Source organism: Salinimicrobium sediminilitoris (genome assembly GCF_020866905.1).
GTDB classification, from domain to species: domain Bacteria; phylum Bacteroidota; class Bacteroidia; order Flavobacteriales; family Flavobacteriaceae; genus Salinimicrobium; species Salinimicrobium sediminilitoris.
On record NZ_JAIVCC010000002.1, the window covers coordinates 77,672 to 96,269 of the forward strand.

Consider the following 18,598-nt stretch of genomic DNA (forward strand, 5'->3'; position numbering starts at 1 on the left):
CCCAAAAATAGGGAAATTTTATATGATCAAAGTTACAGCCAAGACTCTTCAAGACCTGGAATTTCCCACAGTTTGTCAGCAGGTTAGCCGATACACGGTTACCGGGCCGGGAAAGGATAAAGCTCTTGAAATAGCCCCTTTTTCCAGTTATCAAACATCACTTTTTTCGCTAAGGCAGACGAATGAATATGTCTCTTCTTACCAGCAGGAAAGTCGCATCCCCAATCATGGGTTTGATGCAATAGATCAGGAAATTAAATATTTAGGAATTGAAGAAACACGGCTGGAAGCCTCCAGCTTCAGGAAGATTGGATCAATTTCTGAAACTGCCAATACACTCATAAAATTCTTTAGAAAGTTTGAGGAAATCTACCCCTGTCTTAATGAGACAGCCTCGGCAGTAGAATATACTCCGGAAATCATTGAAAGGATAAACAAGGTGATTGATCGCTTTGGAGAGGTGAAAGATGATGCTTCTCCCCTGCTTCAGGAGATAAGAAGAAATATAGGGCACGTAAAAGGGCGAATTAACGCCAGTTTTGGAAGTGCTCTTACCCACTATAATAATCTTGGATATCTCGATGACATACGCGAGACCGTGGTGGATAATATTCGGGTTCTTGCAGTTTCGGCCATGCACCGGCGCAAGGTGAAAGGCGGAATTCTAGGCAACTCTAAAACCGGAAGCATTGTATATATTCAGCCCGAAGCTACCTATAATTATACAAGAGAGCTGAACAACCTCGAATATGAGGAAAAGGAGGAGATCAAAAAGATCCTGAAGGAGCTTACAAACTTCATTCGGCCGTATCGTCCTTTGTTGATCGATTACCAGGATTTCCTGAGCGATATAGACGTTGTTGCGGCCAAGGCCAGGTACGGCATGGAAATGGATGCCGTTATGCCCAAAATATCTAAGGAGGACCGGGAACTGGAGTTAATTGATGCTTACCATCCCTTGCTGTTGCTCAATAATCGAAAGAAAAACGAGAAAACTTTTCCGCAGACGATCGAATTAAATAAAGAGCGACGAATCATCGTAATCTCAGGGCCTAATGCAGGTGGTAAGAGTATTACCCTTAAAACAATTGGCCTGCTTCAGGTAATGGTGCAAAGCGGGATGCTTATTCCGGTGCACGAATACAGCCGGATGTGCTTTTTCGATAAGATCCTTACCGATATCGGAGATAATCAGAGTATCGAAAATCATTTGAGTACCTACAGTTACAGGCTTAAGAACATGAATTACTTTCTGAAAAAGGTGGATGAAAAAACCCTTTTTCTGATAGATGAATTTGGAACAGGAAGTGATCCTGAATTAGGAGGCGCCCTGGCAGAAACTTTTCTGGAGGTATTCTATGAAAAAGGAGCCTTTGGAATTTTGACCACCCATTACGCCAATTTAAAGATGCTGGCTAATGAGCTGCCGCATGTTATTAATGCAAACATGTTGTTTGATGCACGAACCCTTGAGCCTCTTTACAAGCTGCACATGGGAGAAGCCGGTAGCTCCTTTACTTTTGAAGTAGCTCAAAAAAACGGAATTCCCTATAGCCTCATCAATAGATCAAAAAAGAAAGTGGAACGTGGGAAAATAAGGTTCGATAAAAGTATTGCCGACCTTCAGAAGGAACGATCGAAACTCTCCAAGACGACAACAGCTTTAAAGACCAAGGAACAGAAGACAGAGTCGGAAAAGAAAAAACTGGAAGAAACAAACGCCCGGATTCAGCAGAAACTGGAGAACTTTCAGGAGCTGTATGACAGCAATCAACGTTTGATCTATTTAGGAAACAAGATCAATGAAATAAGCGAAAAGTACTTTCAGAACAAACGCAAGAAAGAGCTAATTGCCGAATTCCTCAAGATCGTGGAAGTGGAAAATTCCAAACGTAAGAAAGTTACGGCTAAAGAGAAAAAGGTAGAAAAGGCCAAAGAAAAGAAGGTGATGCAGGAAGCCAAAAAAAAGGTGGAAGAAATAAGAAAGAAGAAAAAAGAAAAACAGGAAAAAGAAACAAAAGAAGAAATTGCAAAACCAAAACCGGTATTAAAAGTGGGTGACCGGGTGCGAATGCAGGACGGTAAAGCCGTTGGTAGTATTGACAGCCTCGAAAAAGGAAATGCTAAAGTCAACTACGGAATTTTCACCACCTCGGTCTCTGTGGACCAACTGGAACTGGTGCAACGAAAAAAATAGAAAAAGAAAAATTATGGTAAATTTCCCTGAAAATAAAAAGATCATCCTTTTTGATGGTGTTTGTAATCTTTGTAACAAAACGGTACAAACAATTATCAAAAATGATGTAGATGATGTCTTTAGATTTGCACCCCTTCAAAGCGATGTGGGCCGTCAAATCATTAATGAAAGAGGAATCGACACAGAAAACCTGGATTCGGTAATTCTTATTGAACCCGGAGTTGCTTATTATCACAAGTCAACTGCAGCGATAGAAATATCCAAACACCTTAAAGGTTATTCATGGCTTAAGTATTTCAAACCCCTTCCCGAAGGTTTTAGAGATGGCATTTATAGCTTTGTTGCAAATAACCGTTACAGCTGGTTTGGCAAAAAGGATACCTGCATGACACCTACTCCCGAGCTGCAGGCTCTCTTCCTAAAATAGTAGTTTACTTGAGGTTGCTCAGCAGGAATTTGAGCTTTTCATTTGTGTTCTTGTTTTCTTTAAAAGAGTGAGGAAAATAAGTATTCTTTTGAGCCAGTTCTTTCTGCTGAAGCTTCTCAATAAGTTCGGCGTCTTCCAGGGCAACCTTTCCTGTTAGCAGCAGCCCCATATCTTTTCCGGCAGAATAGTAGTCATAGACCTTCTTAAGGCCCGGCAGGTATTGATGGTCCTTGGTGAATCCTCCGCCGCGGTGGGCTCTAAGGCTTATTAACCATGAAGTCTCCCTGTCCAGTTTATATTGACTGTATAAAAGATCGAAAGTATCACTGAAGTTGTAGCCTTTTATGAGACTATCGGCTGCTAAAACCCGATAGGCCAGTTCTTTTACCCTTTTTAAGCTAAGGCTGTCACTCATGTATTCACTAAAGATCCCTAATCCTGCCTGGGTCGGATGATTATTGGCGAATCCATGGGAGAATATCCTTAGTGCCTGATCCAAACCATTAAAAGTAGTGAGCATATTGACCCCGATCTCATGATTGGCAAGGACTTTTAGGTCATTGTCGCTAAATTTTCTATTCTTCTTGACTACCAGCTCTCTGGAATTTAGCGCCATAGCGGCTCCCGTAATACTGTTGCTCTGTCTTATCTTGAATTTAAAAGGATAATGCTCTCCAAAGGCCTGAAAATACGCCTGTGCCTGATCGGCATTATACCGGGGCACCATTTCTTCGGCGTCTTCTTCTTTGTGGAAGTGAAGGATGAATTTGGCATTTTTGACATCCTTTTCTGTAGGAGTTTCAAACACCCTCAAGGAGTTATAGAAAAATTTCTTTCCTTTTCCCACTGTAGCCACGCACTGCACTAAACCTGAATACTCATAAATAGCATCGTAGTAAAGTTTGTAAATATCCTCATCGGGAATATCCTCCAGCCGCTGGCTGAATAGTTGTCGCTGCAGAGTATATGGATCGAATTTTAATTTCCTGTATTTAAAAACAGGATCTTCAGAAAATTTAGACCCAAAAAAGCGTTTTTTTTCCTGCTCAATATTTAACGGATTCAAATAATTCAGCACATCGATTTCCCGCACAAGCCGGTCGAGGTTTTGGTCGATCTCCAAAAGTGTTTTATAGTAATCGCGGGTTTTATCGGTCATTACTGAGGAATTTCAGGTTAAAAATTTTTCCCGGGCAAATACAAGGAATTCTCCCAAACCTCGCAAGCTTTGGGATGTAAAAAAATGATAAAAGTGAGAATAGCTTTAATCAACCATAATGGCTTTTTTCCCGGTAAATCTAATCTATGGTTGATATGTTAAACTGATATTTTACAATCTCGCCGAATCTCCATAAACCAATTATGGCTTCTTAAAATAGTATCGAAATCAAAAGCCCGGATCCTGGATCCGGGCTTTTTTATAATAATGTCCTTTAGTCCTGTAAGGCTGGAACTAATTATATATTAATGAACTTTCTCTTTTTTTGGAAGATTCTCATCCCATTTTCTCTCATGCGGATCTCCCAGCTTGTCTACAGATTTTGCTACCATCATGGAAACTGCTGCATCCCCTGTTACATTTACCATGGTACGGCACATATCCAGAGGCCTGTCAACAGCAAAGATTAGGGCAAGACCGGCTTCGGGGATGCCTGCCTGTGAAAGGACAATTACCAGCATTACCATTCCCGCACCGGGAACCGCTGCAGAACCTATTGAAGCCAGGGTGGCGGTAGCAATTATTCCCAGTTGTGCACCTATGGTAAGATCCATTCCAAAAGCCTGGGCTATAAATACCGCGGCTACCGCCTGATAAAGGCTGGTACCATCCATGTTAATGGTAGCCCCAATTGGCAATACAAAACTTGTAACTTCTTCGTGAACTCCAAGATGTTCCTCGGTTCTTTCCATGGTCACAGGCAAGGTCGCTGCACTTGAACTCGTAGAAAAAGCCAGCAATTGAGCAGGAGCTATCCCGTTTTCAAAGAAGGCCGGGTCTCTTCCCGTGGTGACCCACACGATCAATATATAAACCCCGATCATTAGAGCAAGTCCTGCCAGGACGGTAACTCCATACATGGCAAGTGCCGCAAAGAGATCGGTACTGGGTGATTCGACTACCAGGGCAGCTAACAGCGCAAAGACACCATATGGAGCCGCAAGCATGATAAGGTCAATAAGTTTAAGAATAACCTCATTAAAACCATCAAAAAAGGCTTTTACGGGTCTCGCTGTTTCTTCTGGAATGAGAATTAGACCGAGTCCAAAAAAGATTGCGAAAAAGATCACCTGTAGCATATTGCCGTTATCACTTGCTGCAGCAAAAATATTCCCCGGGACTATATCCTCCAGCGCCTGTAGCGGGCCTGCATCCTTTTGTCGTTGAGCATCGGCTATTCGCATATTCGCATCACCTTCGTAACTGGCAATAAGGTCGTTTCTGGTATCTTCAGCAATGGCATTACCGGGTTCTATTAAATTCACCAGTACAAGACCAATGGAAACTGCAATAAGGGTTGTCCCTATATAGATCAAAATGGTGCGGGTACCCATTTTTGATAATTTGGAAATATCCTTAAGATCGGAGATCCCTTTAATAAGCGAAGCTAAAATTAGGGGCACTGCAATCAATTTTAGGGCATTAATGAAGATATTTCCAAAAGGTTTTATCCAGTCATTAATAAATTCGGCTCCCCAGGAAAAATTGGTCATGATAAGGGCGAAGATCACCCCGGCTGCCATTCCCAGTAAAATCTGCCAGTGCAGTGCTAATTTTTTCATATTATAAAATCTCTGAAATTATATTTTCGACGTTCTGTTCAATAAATAATAATCTGCAAGTACCAGTGCTGCCATAGCTTCTACAATAGGGATAGCACGCGGCACCACACATGGGTCATGCCTGCCCTTACCCTTCATTTCCACCTCCTGCCCTTCAGCATTAATGGTTTTCTGTTTTTGCATAATTGTGGCGACAGGCTTAAATGCGACCCGAAAAACTATATCCATTCCATTGGAAATTCCTCCCTGAATCCCGCCGCTAAAATTCGAAATAGTTGAACCATCAGGTTCAAAAAGGTCATTATGTTCGCTGCCTTTCATGGCCGATCCGGCAAACCCGCTACCGTATTCAAATCCTTTTACAGCATTAATGGAAAGCATGGCTGCGCCCATGGCAGCATGAAGTTTATCGAAAACAGGTTCTCCCAGTCCTTTAGGAACGTTGGAAATCACACACTCCACTACTCCACCTACAGTATCGCCCTGCGACCGAATTTCTTTGATATAGGTTTCCATTCGCTTTGCAGTCTCAGAGTCGGGACAGCGTACAGGATTCTTTTCTATTTCTGAAAGCTCCAACTCCTGGAATTTCTTCTGAAGCTGAATGCCTCCTACCGAGGAAGTATAAGCTGTAATCTTTATATCCTGAAGCAGTTGCTTTGCAATAGCTCCCGCGGCTACTCTACAGGCAGTTTCCCGTGCCGAAGATCTTCCACCACCCCTGTAATCCCTGTTACCATACTTTTGGTCGTATGTGTAATCGGCGTGAGAAGGGCGGTACACATCTTTAATGTGCGAGTAATCATTGGATTTTTGATTGGAATTTTCAATTGTAAAACCAATGGGAGTTCCGGTGGTTTTGCCTTCAAAAATGCCCGAAAGAAATTTCACGCTATCGGGTTCTTTACGCTGGGTAACGATAGCCGATTGTCCCGGTTTACGCCGATCCATTTCCTGCTGAATCTTTTCGAGGTCAATTGTGAGTCCGGCGGGGCAACCGTCAATTATTCCTCCAATAGCTTCGCCATGAGATTCCCCAAAAGTGGTAAGTCTAAAAAGTTTTCCGAAGGAATTCCCTGCCATTGAAGGTGATTTTGAGCAAATGTAATTTTTTAAGCCAAGATTTGAAAATGTTATTTGAGAGCCTCTGCCATGATCGACACTGGATGAAGAGCTTTTTTCCCTGTTCCGTCAAATATTTGGTGGCGGCAGCTGGTCCCGGGAGCTGCAATTACAGTTTCTTCGGAAGCTTTTCTCACTGCGGGGAAAAGCGTTTGTTCCCCTATTTGCATGCTCACTTCATAATGCTCTTTTTCATACCCAAAAGAACCAGCCATCCCGCAACAACCCGAAGGAATTACTGTTACCTCAAAATTCTGCGGAAGGTTTAGCATCACAAATGTATTTTCAATCCCCGAAAGTGCCTTCTGGTGACAATGCCCATGTAACTTGATCCTCTTTTTATCTGAAGTAAAAGAGTCGGCAGTTATATTTCCGGCGATTACTTCCTTCTTGAAAAATTCTTCCAGCAAAAAGGCATTTTTGGATACCCGCGCTGCAGCTGGTTTATCATCGGCCAGCCTGAGATACTCATCCCGAAAACTTAAAATTGCTGAAGGCTCTAATCCCAAAAGAGGACTTTCTTCAGAAATTATTTCCTTAAATATCCCAATGTTCTTATTGGCTACCTCCCTGGCCTCTTTTAAAAACCCTTTTGAAATAAATCCGCGGCCACTTTCGGGATGATCTATGATCTTTACTTCATAGTTCAATCCATTGAGCAGTTTTATTGCCGCCACTCCTACTTCAGAATCCAGATAATTTGTGAATTCATCATTGAAAAGATAAACGGTCTTAATAGGATCCTTAATTTTCCTTTGATTTTTCTGGTAATATGCAGACAAAGTTTGACGCGAAAGTGGTGGCAAACTGCGCTGCGAAGCAATTCCCATAGCCTTTTTCAGGATTCCTGAAGTCAATGAATTAGAAAACATGAAGTTCGAAAAAGGGGAAATTTTCGATGTCTTTTTATTCATCTCCGCATTAAAAGCAAAAGCTTTGGAGCGAATGGAACTTCCATTTACCTGCTTGTATTGATATTGAAACTCAGCTTTATAAGCAGCCATATCAACATTAGAAGGACATTCACTTTTACAGCCTTTACAGCTAATGCAAAGGTCAAGAATCTCTTTTAGCTCTTCATGATCAAACCGGTTGGGCTTATTCGAATTCGTCAAAAACTCGCGCAAAGCATTAGCACGGGCGCGGGTAGTATCCTTTTCGTTCCGGGTAGCGCGATAACTTGGGCACATGGTCCCACCCGCTTCGGCAGGTTTACGACAGTCTCCGCTTCCGTTGCAATTTTCGGCACCTCTAAGAATTCCGAGGGAATCAGAAAAATCCATGAGCGTTTCAATCTCCGGTTCCTCCCGCCCCGGCTCATACCTCAAACTTTCATCCATGGGAGGCGCATCAATGATCTTTCCGGGATTAAAAATATTCCCGGGATCGAAGATGTATTTTACCCTTTTTAAAAGGTCGTAATTCTCATCCCCTATCATAAAGCGAATAAATTCTGCTCTCACTCTACCGTCACCGTGTTCCCCACTCATGGAACCCCCATATTTTTTCACCAGGGAAGCGACATCTTCGGTGATCTTCCTAAAAAGGGCTACATCTTCATCTTTCTTAAGATTGAGAATTGGTCGCAGGTGTAATTCTCCGGCCCCGGCATGAGCGTAATACACTGCTTCCTGCCCGTAATTCTTCATCAATTGAGAAAACTCTGAAATGTAGGCAGCCAAATCTTCTACAGCTACTGCGGTATCCTCAATACAAGCAACGGCTTTGCGATCGCCCACTATGTTTCCTAAAAGGCCTAATCCTGCTTTTCGCAATTCCAGAGCAAGTTCAATGGTATCATTTCGCAGCACTGGAAGTGCATATGCCAATCCGGAATCTGTGAGCGTTTTAAGCAATTCGGCCGTCCTGTTTGTGAGTTCTTTTTGAGAAGTTGCTCTTATTTCCAGCATGAGAATAGCTGCAGGATCCCCTTCTATAAAAAACCTGTTCTCTTTGTATTTAAGGCTGTTTTTGGTGCAATCCAAAATCACCTTATCCATCATTTCACAGGTAAACAATGAATGTCTCATAGCGGGCACCACGGCCTGCAGGCATTTTTCAACCGAATCAAAATGGGCTGCGATCATTACAGCATTTGAAGGTGGCAGTTCATCCAGCTGCAGGGTAATTTCTGTTGTGAACGCAAGGGTGCCCTCGCTGCCGCAAAGGAGCTTGCATATATTGATCTTCTCTTCATTTCCACCTAAGACTTCGGCTAAAATAAGCTCATCTACTGCATATCCAGTATTGCGGCGGTGGATTTCGGGTTTTGGGAAACCCGCAGTGATCTGTTGACGTACAACCTCTGGCTTCAGCTCCTCGTATAATTTCCGGTAGATCTCCCCTTCCATGGAGTCCAGCTGCAATTTGTTGCTGAATTCTTCCGAAGTTATTTCAGAAAAAACAGCTTCAGAACCATCACTCAACAACACTTTCATCTCAACCACCTTATCTCTGGTGACGCCATATTTAATTGAAGTGGTACCGCTGGAGTTGTTGCCCACCATTCCACCTATCATACAACGATTGGAGGTAGAAGTGTTGGGACCAAAAAATAGATCATATGCCTGGAGAAAACGATTTAGATCATCCCTAATTACCCCGGGCTGCACCTTTACGGTCTTCTTTTCAACATTTAGATCAAGTATTTTTGTAAAGTACTTGGAAACATCTACAACTATACCCTCGCCAACACACTGCCCGGCAAGCGAGGTACCTGCCGTTCTTGGGATAAGCGATGTTTTATTCCTGCGGGCAAAAGAAATTAGTTCTTTTATATCCTGGACCGTTGCTGGACAGGCAACTGCCTGTGGTATAGTGCGGTACACAGAAGCATCTGTAGCAAATATTCTACGCCAAAGAGAATCGTAAAAAAGATCTCCTTCCAGATTACCGCTAAAATTCTTAAGCTTATCATTCATAGTTGTATAATTATCAGACCATTGAACGGCCGATTAACAGGTCTTAATTAACATTAACATTTAATTAGCTGAAGGTGGGAGTAGTTGGTATGACAGATAGTCTAATTTTGTAGGAACAAATTAAATGAAAAGATATGAAAAAAATTGTTTTACTGACTTTATGTATTTTAGGATTTACCCTTAATTCTCAAGCACAAAATATTGCCGATCATGCCCTGGGTCTACGCTTAGGTGACAGTGGAGGATTTGGAACAGAAATTTCTTATCAACATGGTCTTTCTGAAAACAATAGATTGGAATTCGATTTAGGCTGGGGAGATAGAGGTCATTATGATGCTTTTAAAGTTGTTGGTCTATACCAGTGGGTTTGGAATATTGAAGGAGGCTTCAACTGGTATGCAGGCGCTGGTGCCGGTTTAGGATCCAGAAGCTTTGATGATGATCACGATCATTCTGATGACAGCGAGTTTTTCGCTCTTGCAGCCGGAGACATAGGTATCGAATATAATTTTGATTTCCCACTGTTACTATCTCTGGATTTTAGACCAGAATTAGGTCTAGATGATTATGGTGATGACGTGGATTTTGATATTGCATTAGGTATCAGGTATCAGTTCTAGAAGATCAATTAATAAAAAGAAAAGGCTGTCAAAAATCTATTTTTTGGCAGCCTTTTCTTTTTGCACCAGATCTAAAGCCTTCTGGTACAGATCTTCGTAAAGGGGAACTACAGAATACACATCAAATACAAAGGCCTGCTGACGGGCATTGTCCTTAAATTTTCTTAGCGTTTCATCATTTTCCAGGATACGTATGGCATTTGCTGCCATTTCTCCAACCTCTCCCACATCGCTTAAAAAACCTGAGAATCCTTGTTTATTGACTTCCGGAAGTCCGCCGGTATTCGTAGAGATCACTGGTACCCCATTGACCATTGCCTCCAGAGCCGCAAGTCCAAAACTTTCTTTTTCAGAAGGCAACAGGAAAAGATCGGAATAGCTTAGGACCTTATCTATTTCGTGAGATTCCCCCAGAAATAAGACTTTTTCCTCCAGCCCCAGGTCATGTACCAGTTCTTCGGCCATTTCCCTTTCCGGCCCCTGCCCTACCATAATGAGCTTGGATTTTAGCTTTTTCTGAACCTCGTAGAAGATCATGATCACATCCCTAATACGTTTCACTTTCCGCAGGTTACTTACGTGAGTAATGATCCTTTCATCACTTTCGGCAAGCATCGTCCTTTGGCAGTTGCTAATTGACTGAGTATATTTTGTGGTATCAATAAAGTTTGGCACCACATTGATCTCACGCTTAACGTTGAAAAGCCTCAATGTATCTGCTTTAAGGCTCTGGGAAACCGAGGTCACGACATCGCTGCTGTTTATACTAAAAGTTACCGCCGGTTTGTAGAAAGGATGGTTTCCCACCAGGGTAATATCGGTTCCATGAAGGGTGGTCACCATTGGCAGGTAGATTCCTTCTTCCTCCAGCATCTTTTTTGCCATGTAACCTGCATAAGCGTGAGGGATAGCATAATGTACATGAAGCACCTCTATCTTATGAAGTTTCACCATGTCAACCAGTTTGCTGCTTAATGCAAGCTCGTATGGCTGATAATGAAAAAGTGGATATTCGGGAACATTTACTTCATGAAAATGTATGTTATGCGAAAGTTGTTCCAGCCTTACCGGCTGTTTATATGTAATAAAATGGATCTCGTGGCCTCTCCTGGAGAGTGCCATTCCCAATTCTGTAGCAACCACACCACTTCCACCAAAGGTGGGGTAACAAACAATGCCTATTTTCATGTATCAGCGTTCTATAGCTTCGTAAATAAGTTCCTGAATATTTGACCTAATGCTCTCCCTCGTTATTTCATTGTTTCCTGCAGAAGGATGAATACGGTTCGCTAAAAATACGTAAACTATTTCTTCATCGGGGTCAGCCCAGGTAAAAGTTCCGGTAAATCCACTATGACCAAAGCTGGTCATGGAAACACATCCACAGGTAGGACCGGCATCACTCAACTGGGGTTTATCAAATCCTACCCCACGCCGCACGTCATCTTCACAGTAATAGCAGGTATTAAATTTGTCAACCGTCTCCTGGTCAAAATAAATTTTACCTCCATATTGCCCACCATTCAAATACATTTGCATGATCTTGGCCACGTCATTGGCTGTGGAGTACAAACCGGCCTGGCCACCAATTCCTCCCAAAAGTGCAGCTCCTTCATCATGCACATACCCCTGCAGGAGCTGGTTTCTCCAGTTTTTGTCATTCTCTGTAGGAACAATTCTTTCTTTTGGAAACTTCTTAAGAGGTAAATAGGTGGTGTTATGAGCACCTAAAGATTTATAAAAATGGTCTTGGGTAAGATACTCCAGGGAAGTCCCGTAAATATCCTCCAGATAAAATTTGAGCAGATAGAAAGGAAGATCACTGTATTTGTAGGTCTTTCTTCTTTCAAGTTCGCTATCCCTAATGATCTTTAGCACCGTGTCCCTAATGTCATTCCTAACGTACATTTTTTCGGCTATCTGTACATTGTAACCTCTGTCCTGTTGAGAACGGATATATTTTACATCTGGTCGCTTGGTATACTTATCAATAGTCATCCTATGGAAAGGAATCCAGCTTTTGAATCGGGCGTAGTGCGAGAGCATTTCCAGAATGGTGACCTGCTCTTTATTGCTTCCGCGGAAGGATGGTAACATCTCCCCCAATGTCGTCTCAAGATCGATTTCATCCTGGTCTACAAGCTCCATCAAAAGCGGAAGAGTAGCAAGAATTTTGGTAAGGGAAGCAAGATCATAAACATCTGAAGCCTGTACCGGTATTTCCTTCTCATAGGTATGGTAGCCTGCATTTCGTTCGTAGATAACCTTTCCCTTACGTGCGACCAGCACCTGTAATCCAGGGGTCATTTTTTTATCTAACGCCTTTTGAATGAGGTCGTCAATTTTGTTCAGTTTGTAAGAATTCATTCCCACCTGTTCTGGCAATCCATAAGACAGGCGTTCGAGGTTACGCGTTCTGTAGCCGGTGCCCACGGGAAAATTATTCCCGGCACTTACAGGAAGTTTCCCTTTGGCTTCGAGAGCCCCAAAAATAACCTGTGCAGCCTTTTGCTGTCCAAGAATGGTATTTTGATAAGCTACCTGTATGGCCTCAAAATTGGCAGTGGTTTCCAGGTCAAGTAAGGCATAGGGACTGGTAAAAATATTGAGAATGACCTTATTTTTCCTCGCGATTTCATAAAGCCAGGTCTGCTCTTTTTGATTCAATTTGAAACCACTCCAGGGAGAAGCAGAAGATTGATGGTATCCTATGATCACCTGGTTGTAAGCATCGAGTTTGTCTAAAAGCACATTCAGATTTTCTGCTGAAACCGAATCTACCTGTGCATAGCGATTTAATTGCTCAAAAAAGGCATTCCCGGAGTCCTCTCCAAAATGCACATACGCGATCTTACTGGTTTCCAAATCCCGTATGGGTAGGGTAGACCGGTCATTTTTGATCACGGTCATTACATTTTCATAGAGTTTATGAGCAAGTACCTCATTACGAATGCTATTGAGGTCTTCGATGACATATACGGGGTCTACAGGTTCATATTTATCTAGACCTACTTTGTATTTAGCGTAAAGAATTTTCCTGACGGAATGCTTCAGCCGGGCTTCAGTAATCAAGCCTTTATTATAGGCTTCTATGATCAATTCCGAAGCTTTAGGAACATCTTCAGAAAAGAGTAAAATATCATTTCCTGCCAAAAATGCCGCCAGATCTATTTCTCCCGGCTCGTCAAAGTTGGCCACGCCTTTCATATTGAGAGCATCAGTAATTATAAGTCCGTTAAAATTTAATTCTTCCTTTAAAATACCGGTGACTATTTCATGAGAAAGGCTGGAAGGAAATTCTATACGTTCTTCGAGGCTGGGAACATTTAAATGCGCTACCATAACACTGCTGAGGCCTTCGGCTATTAATTCCCTGTATGGAAAGAGCTCCTCTCTAAAGATCCTGTCACGGGAAAAATCAACAACGGGCAGGGTTTTATGAGAATCCCTCTCGGTATCGCCGTGCCCCGGAAAATGTTTAGCGCTTCCAAGGACACCTTCCCTTTGCATCCCTTTTATAAAGGCAATGGACTTACTGGTAACATTGGTTTTGTTTTCGCCAAAGGAACGGTTGCCAATAATAGGGTTTTCGGGATTTGTATTAATGTCGACAACCGGGGCAAAATTCATGTGCACCCCCAGCCTTTTTGAATGTTGGGCTATACTGGCTCCCACTTCTGTTATTAAGTTTTCATCCTGAATAGCGCCCAGTGTCATATTCCAGGGATAAGCATAGGTAGAATCGAGACGCATCGCAAGACCCCACTCTGCATCCATACCTATGAGCAATGGGATTTTGGTAAGCTCCTGCAATTCGTTATGGAGCTTCACCTGTCTTTTAGGACCTCCTTTGGAAAAGATCACCCCGCCAACATAATGCTGCTCCACCAATTCTTTTGCTTTTTCAATTTTTGAAGGAGGATCTGACGAGAAAACATCAATCATAAAAAGCTGCCCAACTTTTTCCTTCAGGGTCATAGCATCATAGATGCTGTCTACCCATTGCCTTTGTTGCTCTACATCTTCAGCAATTAAAGGGCTCGTTTGGGAAAATGAAATTTGGGTAATAAGGAACGAGGCCAAAAAAAGGCCTAAAAAGGGGCTGCTTTTAATTTTCATTAGTTTAGGAAACGCTTGTGCCAGCTTTCAGATGCAGGAACTTCCCAGTCTGAAAGATATTCAGCTTTATTGTTCACGAGGTTATTAAAGACAATAGTCTTGGGAGAAACGGCTTTTTCTTTGACCATTTTCCTGAAGTCTGTAAGCGTTTTATAAGCCACAAACTCCCCTTGCTTATAGGAAACATTCATCTTGTCAAGAAGATCGACATTATAATCTTTCTCAAGCTGCTGAATAAAGCGTACAGATTCATCTATGGAACATCCTGTGGCCGCATTCATTTTCTGGTCAAGAGCGAGAATAATAAATCGCTTGTAGCGCATTTCATAAGAAGCCTGAAGATTGGCGCCGTGGGCAGTCCATTGCTCAATAAAAGCCTCAAGTTTTTCTTTAATTTCGGTCTGCTCTTCCTCTGTAAAAGAGCGGTTTGCCTGAAAGACCCACACGCGGGAACTATCTGGTAAAGTTTCAAATGGGACAAACATTTTCTGGATATAATTTAGTGATACAAAAATAAGAGATTTGAAGGCGGGATTCCAATTTGAGAAGGTTAAAGTTGTGTGATTTCCGCTTACCAACATTTGTAATTCCGGGGTAAAAGCATTTCACAAGCTGATAAAAATCATAAATTCCTGAAGTTTCCTCCTCTAAATTTGTTCTATGGACACAAAGGAGAAGGAACTTTTTAAAAAGGCAAGAAAACTTGGCTACCGTTCGAAAAAAGAACAGCTCCCAGAACTGATATCATGGCTGCGTGAGGAAAAGCAAATTCATGTGGAGGTTGGAAGCATTTGGGATGAACTAAACAATTACGTAGAATCATACTGCTACACTGTTACAGCACCTATTTGTGTTTATTACAATGAGCCAATTCACGCAGCAGGAGGAAACTCTTATTTAGAAATGCAGCAACAGGGCCTTTCCGATGCCATATTGCTTTTATCCAGGTACGACAAACAGAAACATTTAAAAGCCACAGACGATGAAGTGGTCATCGCCTACTTAAAAGGTTACGGGGATAAAAACAAAGTCCTTCCCCGCCCCGAATACCAAACAAATATTGAGAAATATGCTTACCTCCAGGGAAAACAGGGAGATTATATTGAAGAAGGACTCACCGAAGATGATATCCTCATCCTGGTGAGAAATAAAAAACCCGAAGAAGAAACCTTAAAACTGAAATAGAAAGTATAAAAAAAGGGAGGGTCCAAAAATGTCATTTTTGGACCCTCCCTTTTTTTATTTAAGTTACTGCACTATAGATCTTCTGCAGTTGCGATCATTTCTGCAATATCCATTACTGCAATATTGTCTTCCTTGTTCTTGGACTTAACCCCATCTGTCATCATCGTGTTGCAGAAAGGACATCCGGCAGCGATTACCTCCGGCTTAACTTCAATTGCCTGCTCTGTACGCGCTACGTTGACATCTTCTTTTCCGGGTTCGGGTTCCTTAAACATCTGGGCACCCCCGGCACCACAACACATGGCGTCTTTTTTACACCTTTTCATCTCCACTAATTCAACTTCAAGTTTTCTTAATAGATCACGGGGTGCTTCATAAATTCCATTTCCCCGACCTAAATAACAGGGGTCGTGAAAAGTGATCCTTTTGCCCTTGAATTTTCCGCCTTCTACTGTTAGCTTGCCTTCTTCCAGCAAAGATTTCAGGAAAGTAGTGTGATGCATTACCTCATAATTCCCTCCAAGACCTGGATACTCATTTTTAATTATGTTGAAACAGTGAGGACAGGTGGTTACGATCTTCTTGATCTCATACCCGTTTAAAACCTCAATATTTCCGGCAGCCTGCATTTGGTAAAGAAATTCGTTTCCGGCACGTTTTGCAGGATCCCCGGTACAACTTTCTTCGGTTCCAAGCACAGCAAAATCTACATTCGCCCTATTTAGCAACCTCACAAACGCTTTAGTGATTTTCTTTGCCCTGTCGTCAAAACTTCCGGAGCAACCTACCCAAAAAAGGACTTCGGGTTTCTTTCCTTCGGCCATATATTCTGCCATGGTAGGCACCTTAATATTTTCTGCCATTGTATTTTTTATTGCAGCCTCAAAAAGGCCAATTTTGTAATTAATTTTCGTTTGCCCAATTTAAGCGATCCATTTGGTTGTAAGGCCATGGTGCTCCATTGTTCTCGATGTTACCCATCGCATTATTCAGGTCTGCCGGTCCGGCACTTTGTTCCATCATTAGGTACCTTCTCATCTCTACAATTATAGAAAGTGGATCAATCCCTACAGGACAAGCCTCTATACACATTTGACAGGTCGTACATGCCCAAATTTCCTCCCTTAGGATGTAATCATCGAGAAGTTGTTTCCCATCATCTTCAAATTTTCCATTCTTGTTGATGTTCTCCCCCACTTCTTCCAAACGATCCCGGGTATCCATCATGATCTTTCTTGGAGAAAGCAGTTTACCGGTGTTATTCGCGGGACATTGATCTGTACATCGTCCACATTCGGTACAGGTGTAAGCATTTAGCAATTGAACCCTGTTGAGATCAAAAACATCTGAGGCCCCAAATTTTTCGGGCTCCCCCTCTGCTTCCCCTTCAGGCTCTGCCGGAGCAGCAAATGGATCAGCATCCGGATCCATCATTAGCTGCACTTCTTTGGTCACAGCTTCAATGTTATCAAATTCTGCTTTAGGTTTAATCTTGGAATAGTAAACATTTGGAAAAGCCAGAAGTATGTGGAGATGCTTTGAATAGTACAGGTAATTCAAAAAGAAAAGAATTCCTAAAATATGTAACCACCAGGCTGTTCTTTCAATAATTATGAGTGTGGAATTAGCAAAACCATCCAGGAGAGGCAGTAAAAAGCTACTTACCGGAAAAGCACCGGCGATCTCTCCACTAGCCATAGCATAGTGAGGAGCAAGATTAAGCTGTAATTGATAATCGGCAGCATTCATGATGAGAAAGAGCGACATAAGTACCATCTCGAAGTACAGGATGTAATTGGCGTCGTTCTTTGGCCACTCTGTAAGCTCTCTGGCCCTGAATCTCTGAATGGTCAAAATATTACGTCTTATCCAGAAAATAAACACTCCTACAAGAACCAGTAAAGCCAGGATTTCAAAAGCACCTATAAGAAAACTATAGAAAGAACCGGCAAAGGCAAAAATTCTGTGAGTGCCAAAGATCCCGTCAATTATAATTTCCAGGACTTCTATGTTGATGATAATAAAACCGAGATAAACAATGACGTGAATAATACCCGATACAGGCCTGCGCACCATCTTGTACTGCCCAAGGGCTATTTTAGCCATTTTACCCCATCTTTCTCCGGGATTGTCGGTTCGGTCGGTTTCCCGCCCCAGTTTAATATTCCGGATCATCCTCCGGATGTTGCGAATAAAAATACCTAACCCAATTGCGACGGCAAGGATAAAGGCGATTTGTGCAAGGATCTGCATGGTTGGTTGATTATTTTAATGAATCTCGAGGGGGCGAATAAGGACCCGGGTTTTTTCCAAAGATAGAAAAATGTACGTAACGTTTTGGATTCAATTTCACATCCTGTATCAATGCATCCAATTGGTTGGTTGCCCTTTCAAGATTATTAAAGACTGAAGGATCATTGAGTAGTTTGCCTGCGGTTCCCTCTCCCGAATTAAGTTTTTCGGTAACATTTTCAAAATTAGCCACTGCCGTTTCCAGATCCTCTGTTACCTTTCTCACATCGAATTGAGAAAGGGTATCTGAAAAATTACTGAAGTTTTCGGCCATTTCATCAAGATTGGTGAAAGTGCGGTTTAGCTTTGGAGAATTTTCAGATAAAACACCTTCTACCGTGTTTGCCGAATTATTTAAGGAAGCAATAGTTGCGTTCAGATTAGCAATACTATTTTTTAAATTTTGACGGGTAGTAGGATTCATTACCTCGTTAAAGGAATTTATAAGGGAGTCTGTACTTACAATAACTTTCTCAACTTTTTCCTGAAGAGGTGTTAGCCTTTCGTTAACAAGCTCCAGTAGTCCCTCTTCTATTTGACCAGGTAAAGTATCTCCCGATTCTGCAATGTTTCCCGGCTCATACTCGGGAAGTATAGCCAGGGATTTTCCGCCAATAAGTCCTCCTCCATAGATCTGGGCAACACTATTTTCAGAAAAAGGAAAAGCATTATCAACAGAAAAGGTTACCACCAGCCTGCCTGAGGTATCTAAAAAGCCAATCTTGGTTACACTTCCTACCTTGAGTCCGTTAATAGTCACCGGGGATGAAGGCGAAAGCCCTTCTACATCATTATAAATGGCATAAAAGGTCCTGCTGGAATCAAACCAGTTTTTACCTTTTAAAAAGCTATATCCAAAAATGAACAGAAGAATGGCAACTATGGCCAAAAGAGCAGTTTTAACCTCCTTAGTATATTTCACAAAAATCGTCCT

Annotated in this window: 14 protein-coding genes; 4 read left to right on the forward strand and 10 right to left on the reverse strand. The window is 42.1% G+C overall.

What is annotated here, in order from left to right:
* The first annotated feature begins 22 nt into the window (after nucleotides 1–22).
* Together LA313_RS02160 and LA313_RS02165 are read left to right on the forward strand one after the other, a co-directional pair.
* The gene (locus LA313_RS02160) at nucleotides 23–2,197 is read left to right on the forward strand and encodes an endonuclease MutS2 (RefSeq protein WP_228912971.1); all 2,175 of its coding nucleotides are present in this window, start codon (nucleotides 23–25) and stop codon (nucleotides 2,195–2,197) included.
* Between the two features lie 13 nt (nucleotides 2,198–2,210).
* A complete protein-coding gene (locus LA313_RS02165) occupies nucleotides 2,211–2,624 on the forward strand; it encodes a thiol-disulfide oxidoreductase DCC family protein (protein ID WP_228912972.1) in 414 nt (137 codons plus the stop codon).
* Between the two features lie 4 nt (nucleotides 2,625–2,628).
* Here the strand turns inward: LA313_RS02165 and LA313_RS02170 are convergent, their stop codons facing one another.
* The 4 genes from LA313_RS02170 to LA313_RS02185 all read right to left on the reverse strand — a co-directional run bounded on the left by LA313_RS02170 (nucleotide 2,629) and on the right by LA313_RS02185 (nucleotide 9,448).
* Nucleotides 2,629–3,783: a flavohemoglobin expression-modulating QEGLA motif protein gene (locus LA313_RS02170; RefSeq protein WP_228912973.1), complete on the reverse strand. Its 1,155-nt coding sequence runs from the start codon at nucleotides 3,781–3,783 to the stop codon at nucleotides 2,629–2,631.
* Between the two features lie 305 nt (nucleotides 3,784–4,088).
* A complete protein-coding gene (locus LA313_RS02175; RefSeq protein WP_228912974.1) occupies nucleotides 4,089–5,405 on the reverse strand; it encodes a dicarboxylate/amino acid:cation symporter in 1,317 nt (438 codons plus the stop codon).
* Between the two features lie 18 nt (nucleotides 5,406–5,423).
* Nucleotides 5,424–6,488 carry a chorismate synthase gene (gene aroC, locus LA313_RS02180; RefSeq protein WP_228912975.1) on the reverse strand — a complete coding sequence of 355 codons (1,065 nt, stop codon included), beginning with the start codon at nucleotides 6,486–6,488 and terminating at the stop codon, nucleotides 5,424–5,426.
* Nucleotides 6,489–6,538: 50 nt separating this feature from the next.
* Nucleotides 6,539–9,448, reverse strand: coding sequence for an FAD-binding and (Fe-S)-binding domain-containing protein (locus LA313_RS02185; protein WP_228912976.1), 2,910 nt, complete (start codon nucleotides 9,446–9,448; stop codon nucleotides 6,539–6,541).
* A gap of 134 nt (nucleotides 9,449–9,582) precedes the next feature.
* Between LA313_RS02185 and LA313_RS02190 the strand changes: the two genes are divergently transcribed.
* Entirely contained in the window at nucleotides 9,583–10,068 is a 486-nt protein-coding gene (locus LA313_RS02190) for a hypothetical protein (RefSeq protein ID WP_228912977.1), read from the forward strand.
* A gap of 36 nt (nucleotides 10,069–10,104) precedes the next feature.
* On the opposite strand, the gene bshA is transcribed toward LA313_RS02190, so the two are convergent.
* The 3 genes from bshA to LA313_RS02205 are packed head-to-tail and all read right to left on the reverse strand — an operon-like array spanning nucleotide 10,105 to nucleotide 14,672.
* Nucleotides 10,105–11,256: an N-acetyl-alpha-D-glucosaminyl L-malate synthase BshA gene (gene bshA / locus LA313_RS02195; protein ID WP_228912978.1), complete on the reverse strand. Its 1,152-nt coding sequence runs from the start codon at nucleotides 11,254–11,256 to the stop codon at nucleotides 10,105–10,107.
* Between the two features lie 3 nt (nucleotides 11,257–11,259).
* Nucleotides 11,260–14,187: a glycoside hydrolase family 3 N-terminal domain-containing protein gene (locus tag LA313_RS02200; protein WP_228912979.1), complete on the reverse strand. Its 2,928-nt coding sequence runs from the start codon at nucleotides 14,185–14,187 to the stop codon at nucleotides 11,260–11,262.
* Nucleotides 14,187–14,672, reverse strand: a complete 486-nt coding sequence (locus tag LA313_RS02205) for an ABC transporter ATPase (protein ID WP_228912980.1) — start codon at nucleotides 14,670–14,672, stop codon at nucleotides 14,187–14,189. The genes LA313_RS02200 and LA313_RS02205 overlap by 1 nt, the downstream gene beginning before the upstream one ends.
* 175 nt (nucleotides 14,673–14,847) lie before the next feature.
* Here LA313_RS02205 and LA313_RS02210 point away from each other — a divergent pair, with 175 nt between their 5' ends.
* Complete coding sequence (locus tag LA313_RS02210) at nucleotides 14,848–15,372, forward strand: hypothetical protein (RefSeq protein WP_228912981.1); 525 nt, start codon at nucleotides 14,848–14,850, stop codon at nucleotides 15,370–15,372.
* A 71-nt stretch (nucleotides 15,373–15,443) separates the two neighbouring features.
* On the opposite strand, the gene LA313_RS02215 is transcribed toward LA313_RS02210, so the two are convergent.
* The 3 genes from LA313_RS02215 to LA313_RS02225 are packed head-to-tail and all read right to left on the reverse strand — an operon-like array spanning nucleotide 15,444 to nucleotide 18,586.
* Nucleotides 15,444–16,235: a (Fe-S)-binding protein gene (locus LA313_RS02215; RefSeq protein ID WP_228912982.1), complete on the reverse strand. Its 792-nt coding sequence runs from the start codon at nucleotides 16,233–16,235 to the stop codon at nucleotides 15,444–15,446.
* A gap of 40 nt (nucleotides 16,236–16,275) precedes the next feature.
* Nucleotides 16,276–17,625: a 4Fe-4S dicluster domain-containing protein gene (locus LA313_RS02220; protein ID WP_228912983.1), complete on the reverse strand. Its 1,350-nt coding sequence runs from the start codon at nucleotides 17,623–17,625 to the stop codon at nucleotides 16,276–16,278.
* A 10-nt stretch (nucleotides 17,626–17,635) separates the two neighbouring features.
* Entirely contained in the window at nucleotides 17,636–18,586 is a 951-nt protein-coding gene (locus LA313_RS02225; protein WP_228912984.1) for an MlaD family protein, read from the reverse strand.
* Between the last annotated feature and the right edge of the window lie 12 nt (nucleotides 18,587–18,598).

Bases quoted from the DNA above. Each gene is read 5' to 3' on its own strand.
- LA313_RS02165 (WP_228912972.1), top strand. From the start codon at position 2,211: ATGGTAAATTTCCCTGAAAATAAAAAGATCATCCTTTTTGATGGTGTT.
- LA313_RS02160 (WP_228912971.1), top strand. From the start codon at position 23: ATGATCAAAGTTACAGCCAAGACTCTTCAAGACCTGGAATTTCCCACA.
- LA313_RS02170 (WP_228912973.1), bottom strand. From the start codon at position 3,783: ATGACCGATAAAACCCGCGATTACTATAAAACACTTTTGGAGATCGAC.
- LA313_RS02175 (WP_228912974.1), bottom strand. From the start codon at position 5,405: ATGAAAAAATTAGCACTGCACTGGCAGATTTTACTGGGAATGGCAGCC.
- bshA (WP_228912978.1), bottom strand. From the start codon at position 11,256: ATGAAAATAGGCATTGTTTGTTACCCCACCTTTGGTGGAAGTGGTGTG.
- LA313_RS02210 (WP_228912981.1), top strand. From the start codon at position 14,848: ATGGACACAAAGGAGAAGGAACTTTTTAAAAAGGCAAGAAAACTTGGC.
- LA313_RS02185 (WP_228912976.1), bottom strand. From the start codon at position 9,448: ATGAATGATAAGCTTAAGAATTTTAGCGGTAATCTGGAAGGAGATCTT.
- LA313_RS02200 (WP_228912979.1), bottom strand. From the start codon at position 14,187: ATGAAAATTAAAAGCAGCCCCTTTTTAGGCCTTTTTTTGGCCTCGTTC.
- LA313_RS02190 (WP_228912977.1), top strand. From the start codon at position 9,583: ATGAAAAAAATTGTTTTACTGACTTTATGTATTTTAGGATTTACCCTT.
- LA313_RS02215 (WP_228912982.1), bottom strand. From the start codon at position 16,235: ATGGCAGAAAATATTAAGGTGCCTACCATGGCAGAATATATGGCCGAA.
- LA313_RS02220 (WP_228912983.1), bottom strand. From the start codon at position 17,625: ATGCAGATCCTTGCACAAATCGCCTTTATCCTTGCCGTCGCAATTGGG.
- aroC (WP_228912975.1), bottom strand. From the start codon at position 6,488: ATGGCAGGGAATTCCTTCGGAAAACTTTTTAGACTTACCACTTTTGGG.
- LA313_RS02205 (WP_228912980.1), bottom strand. From the start codon at position 14,672: ATGTTTGTCCCATTTGAAACTTTACCAGATAGTTCCCGCGTGTGGGTC.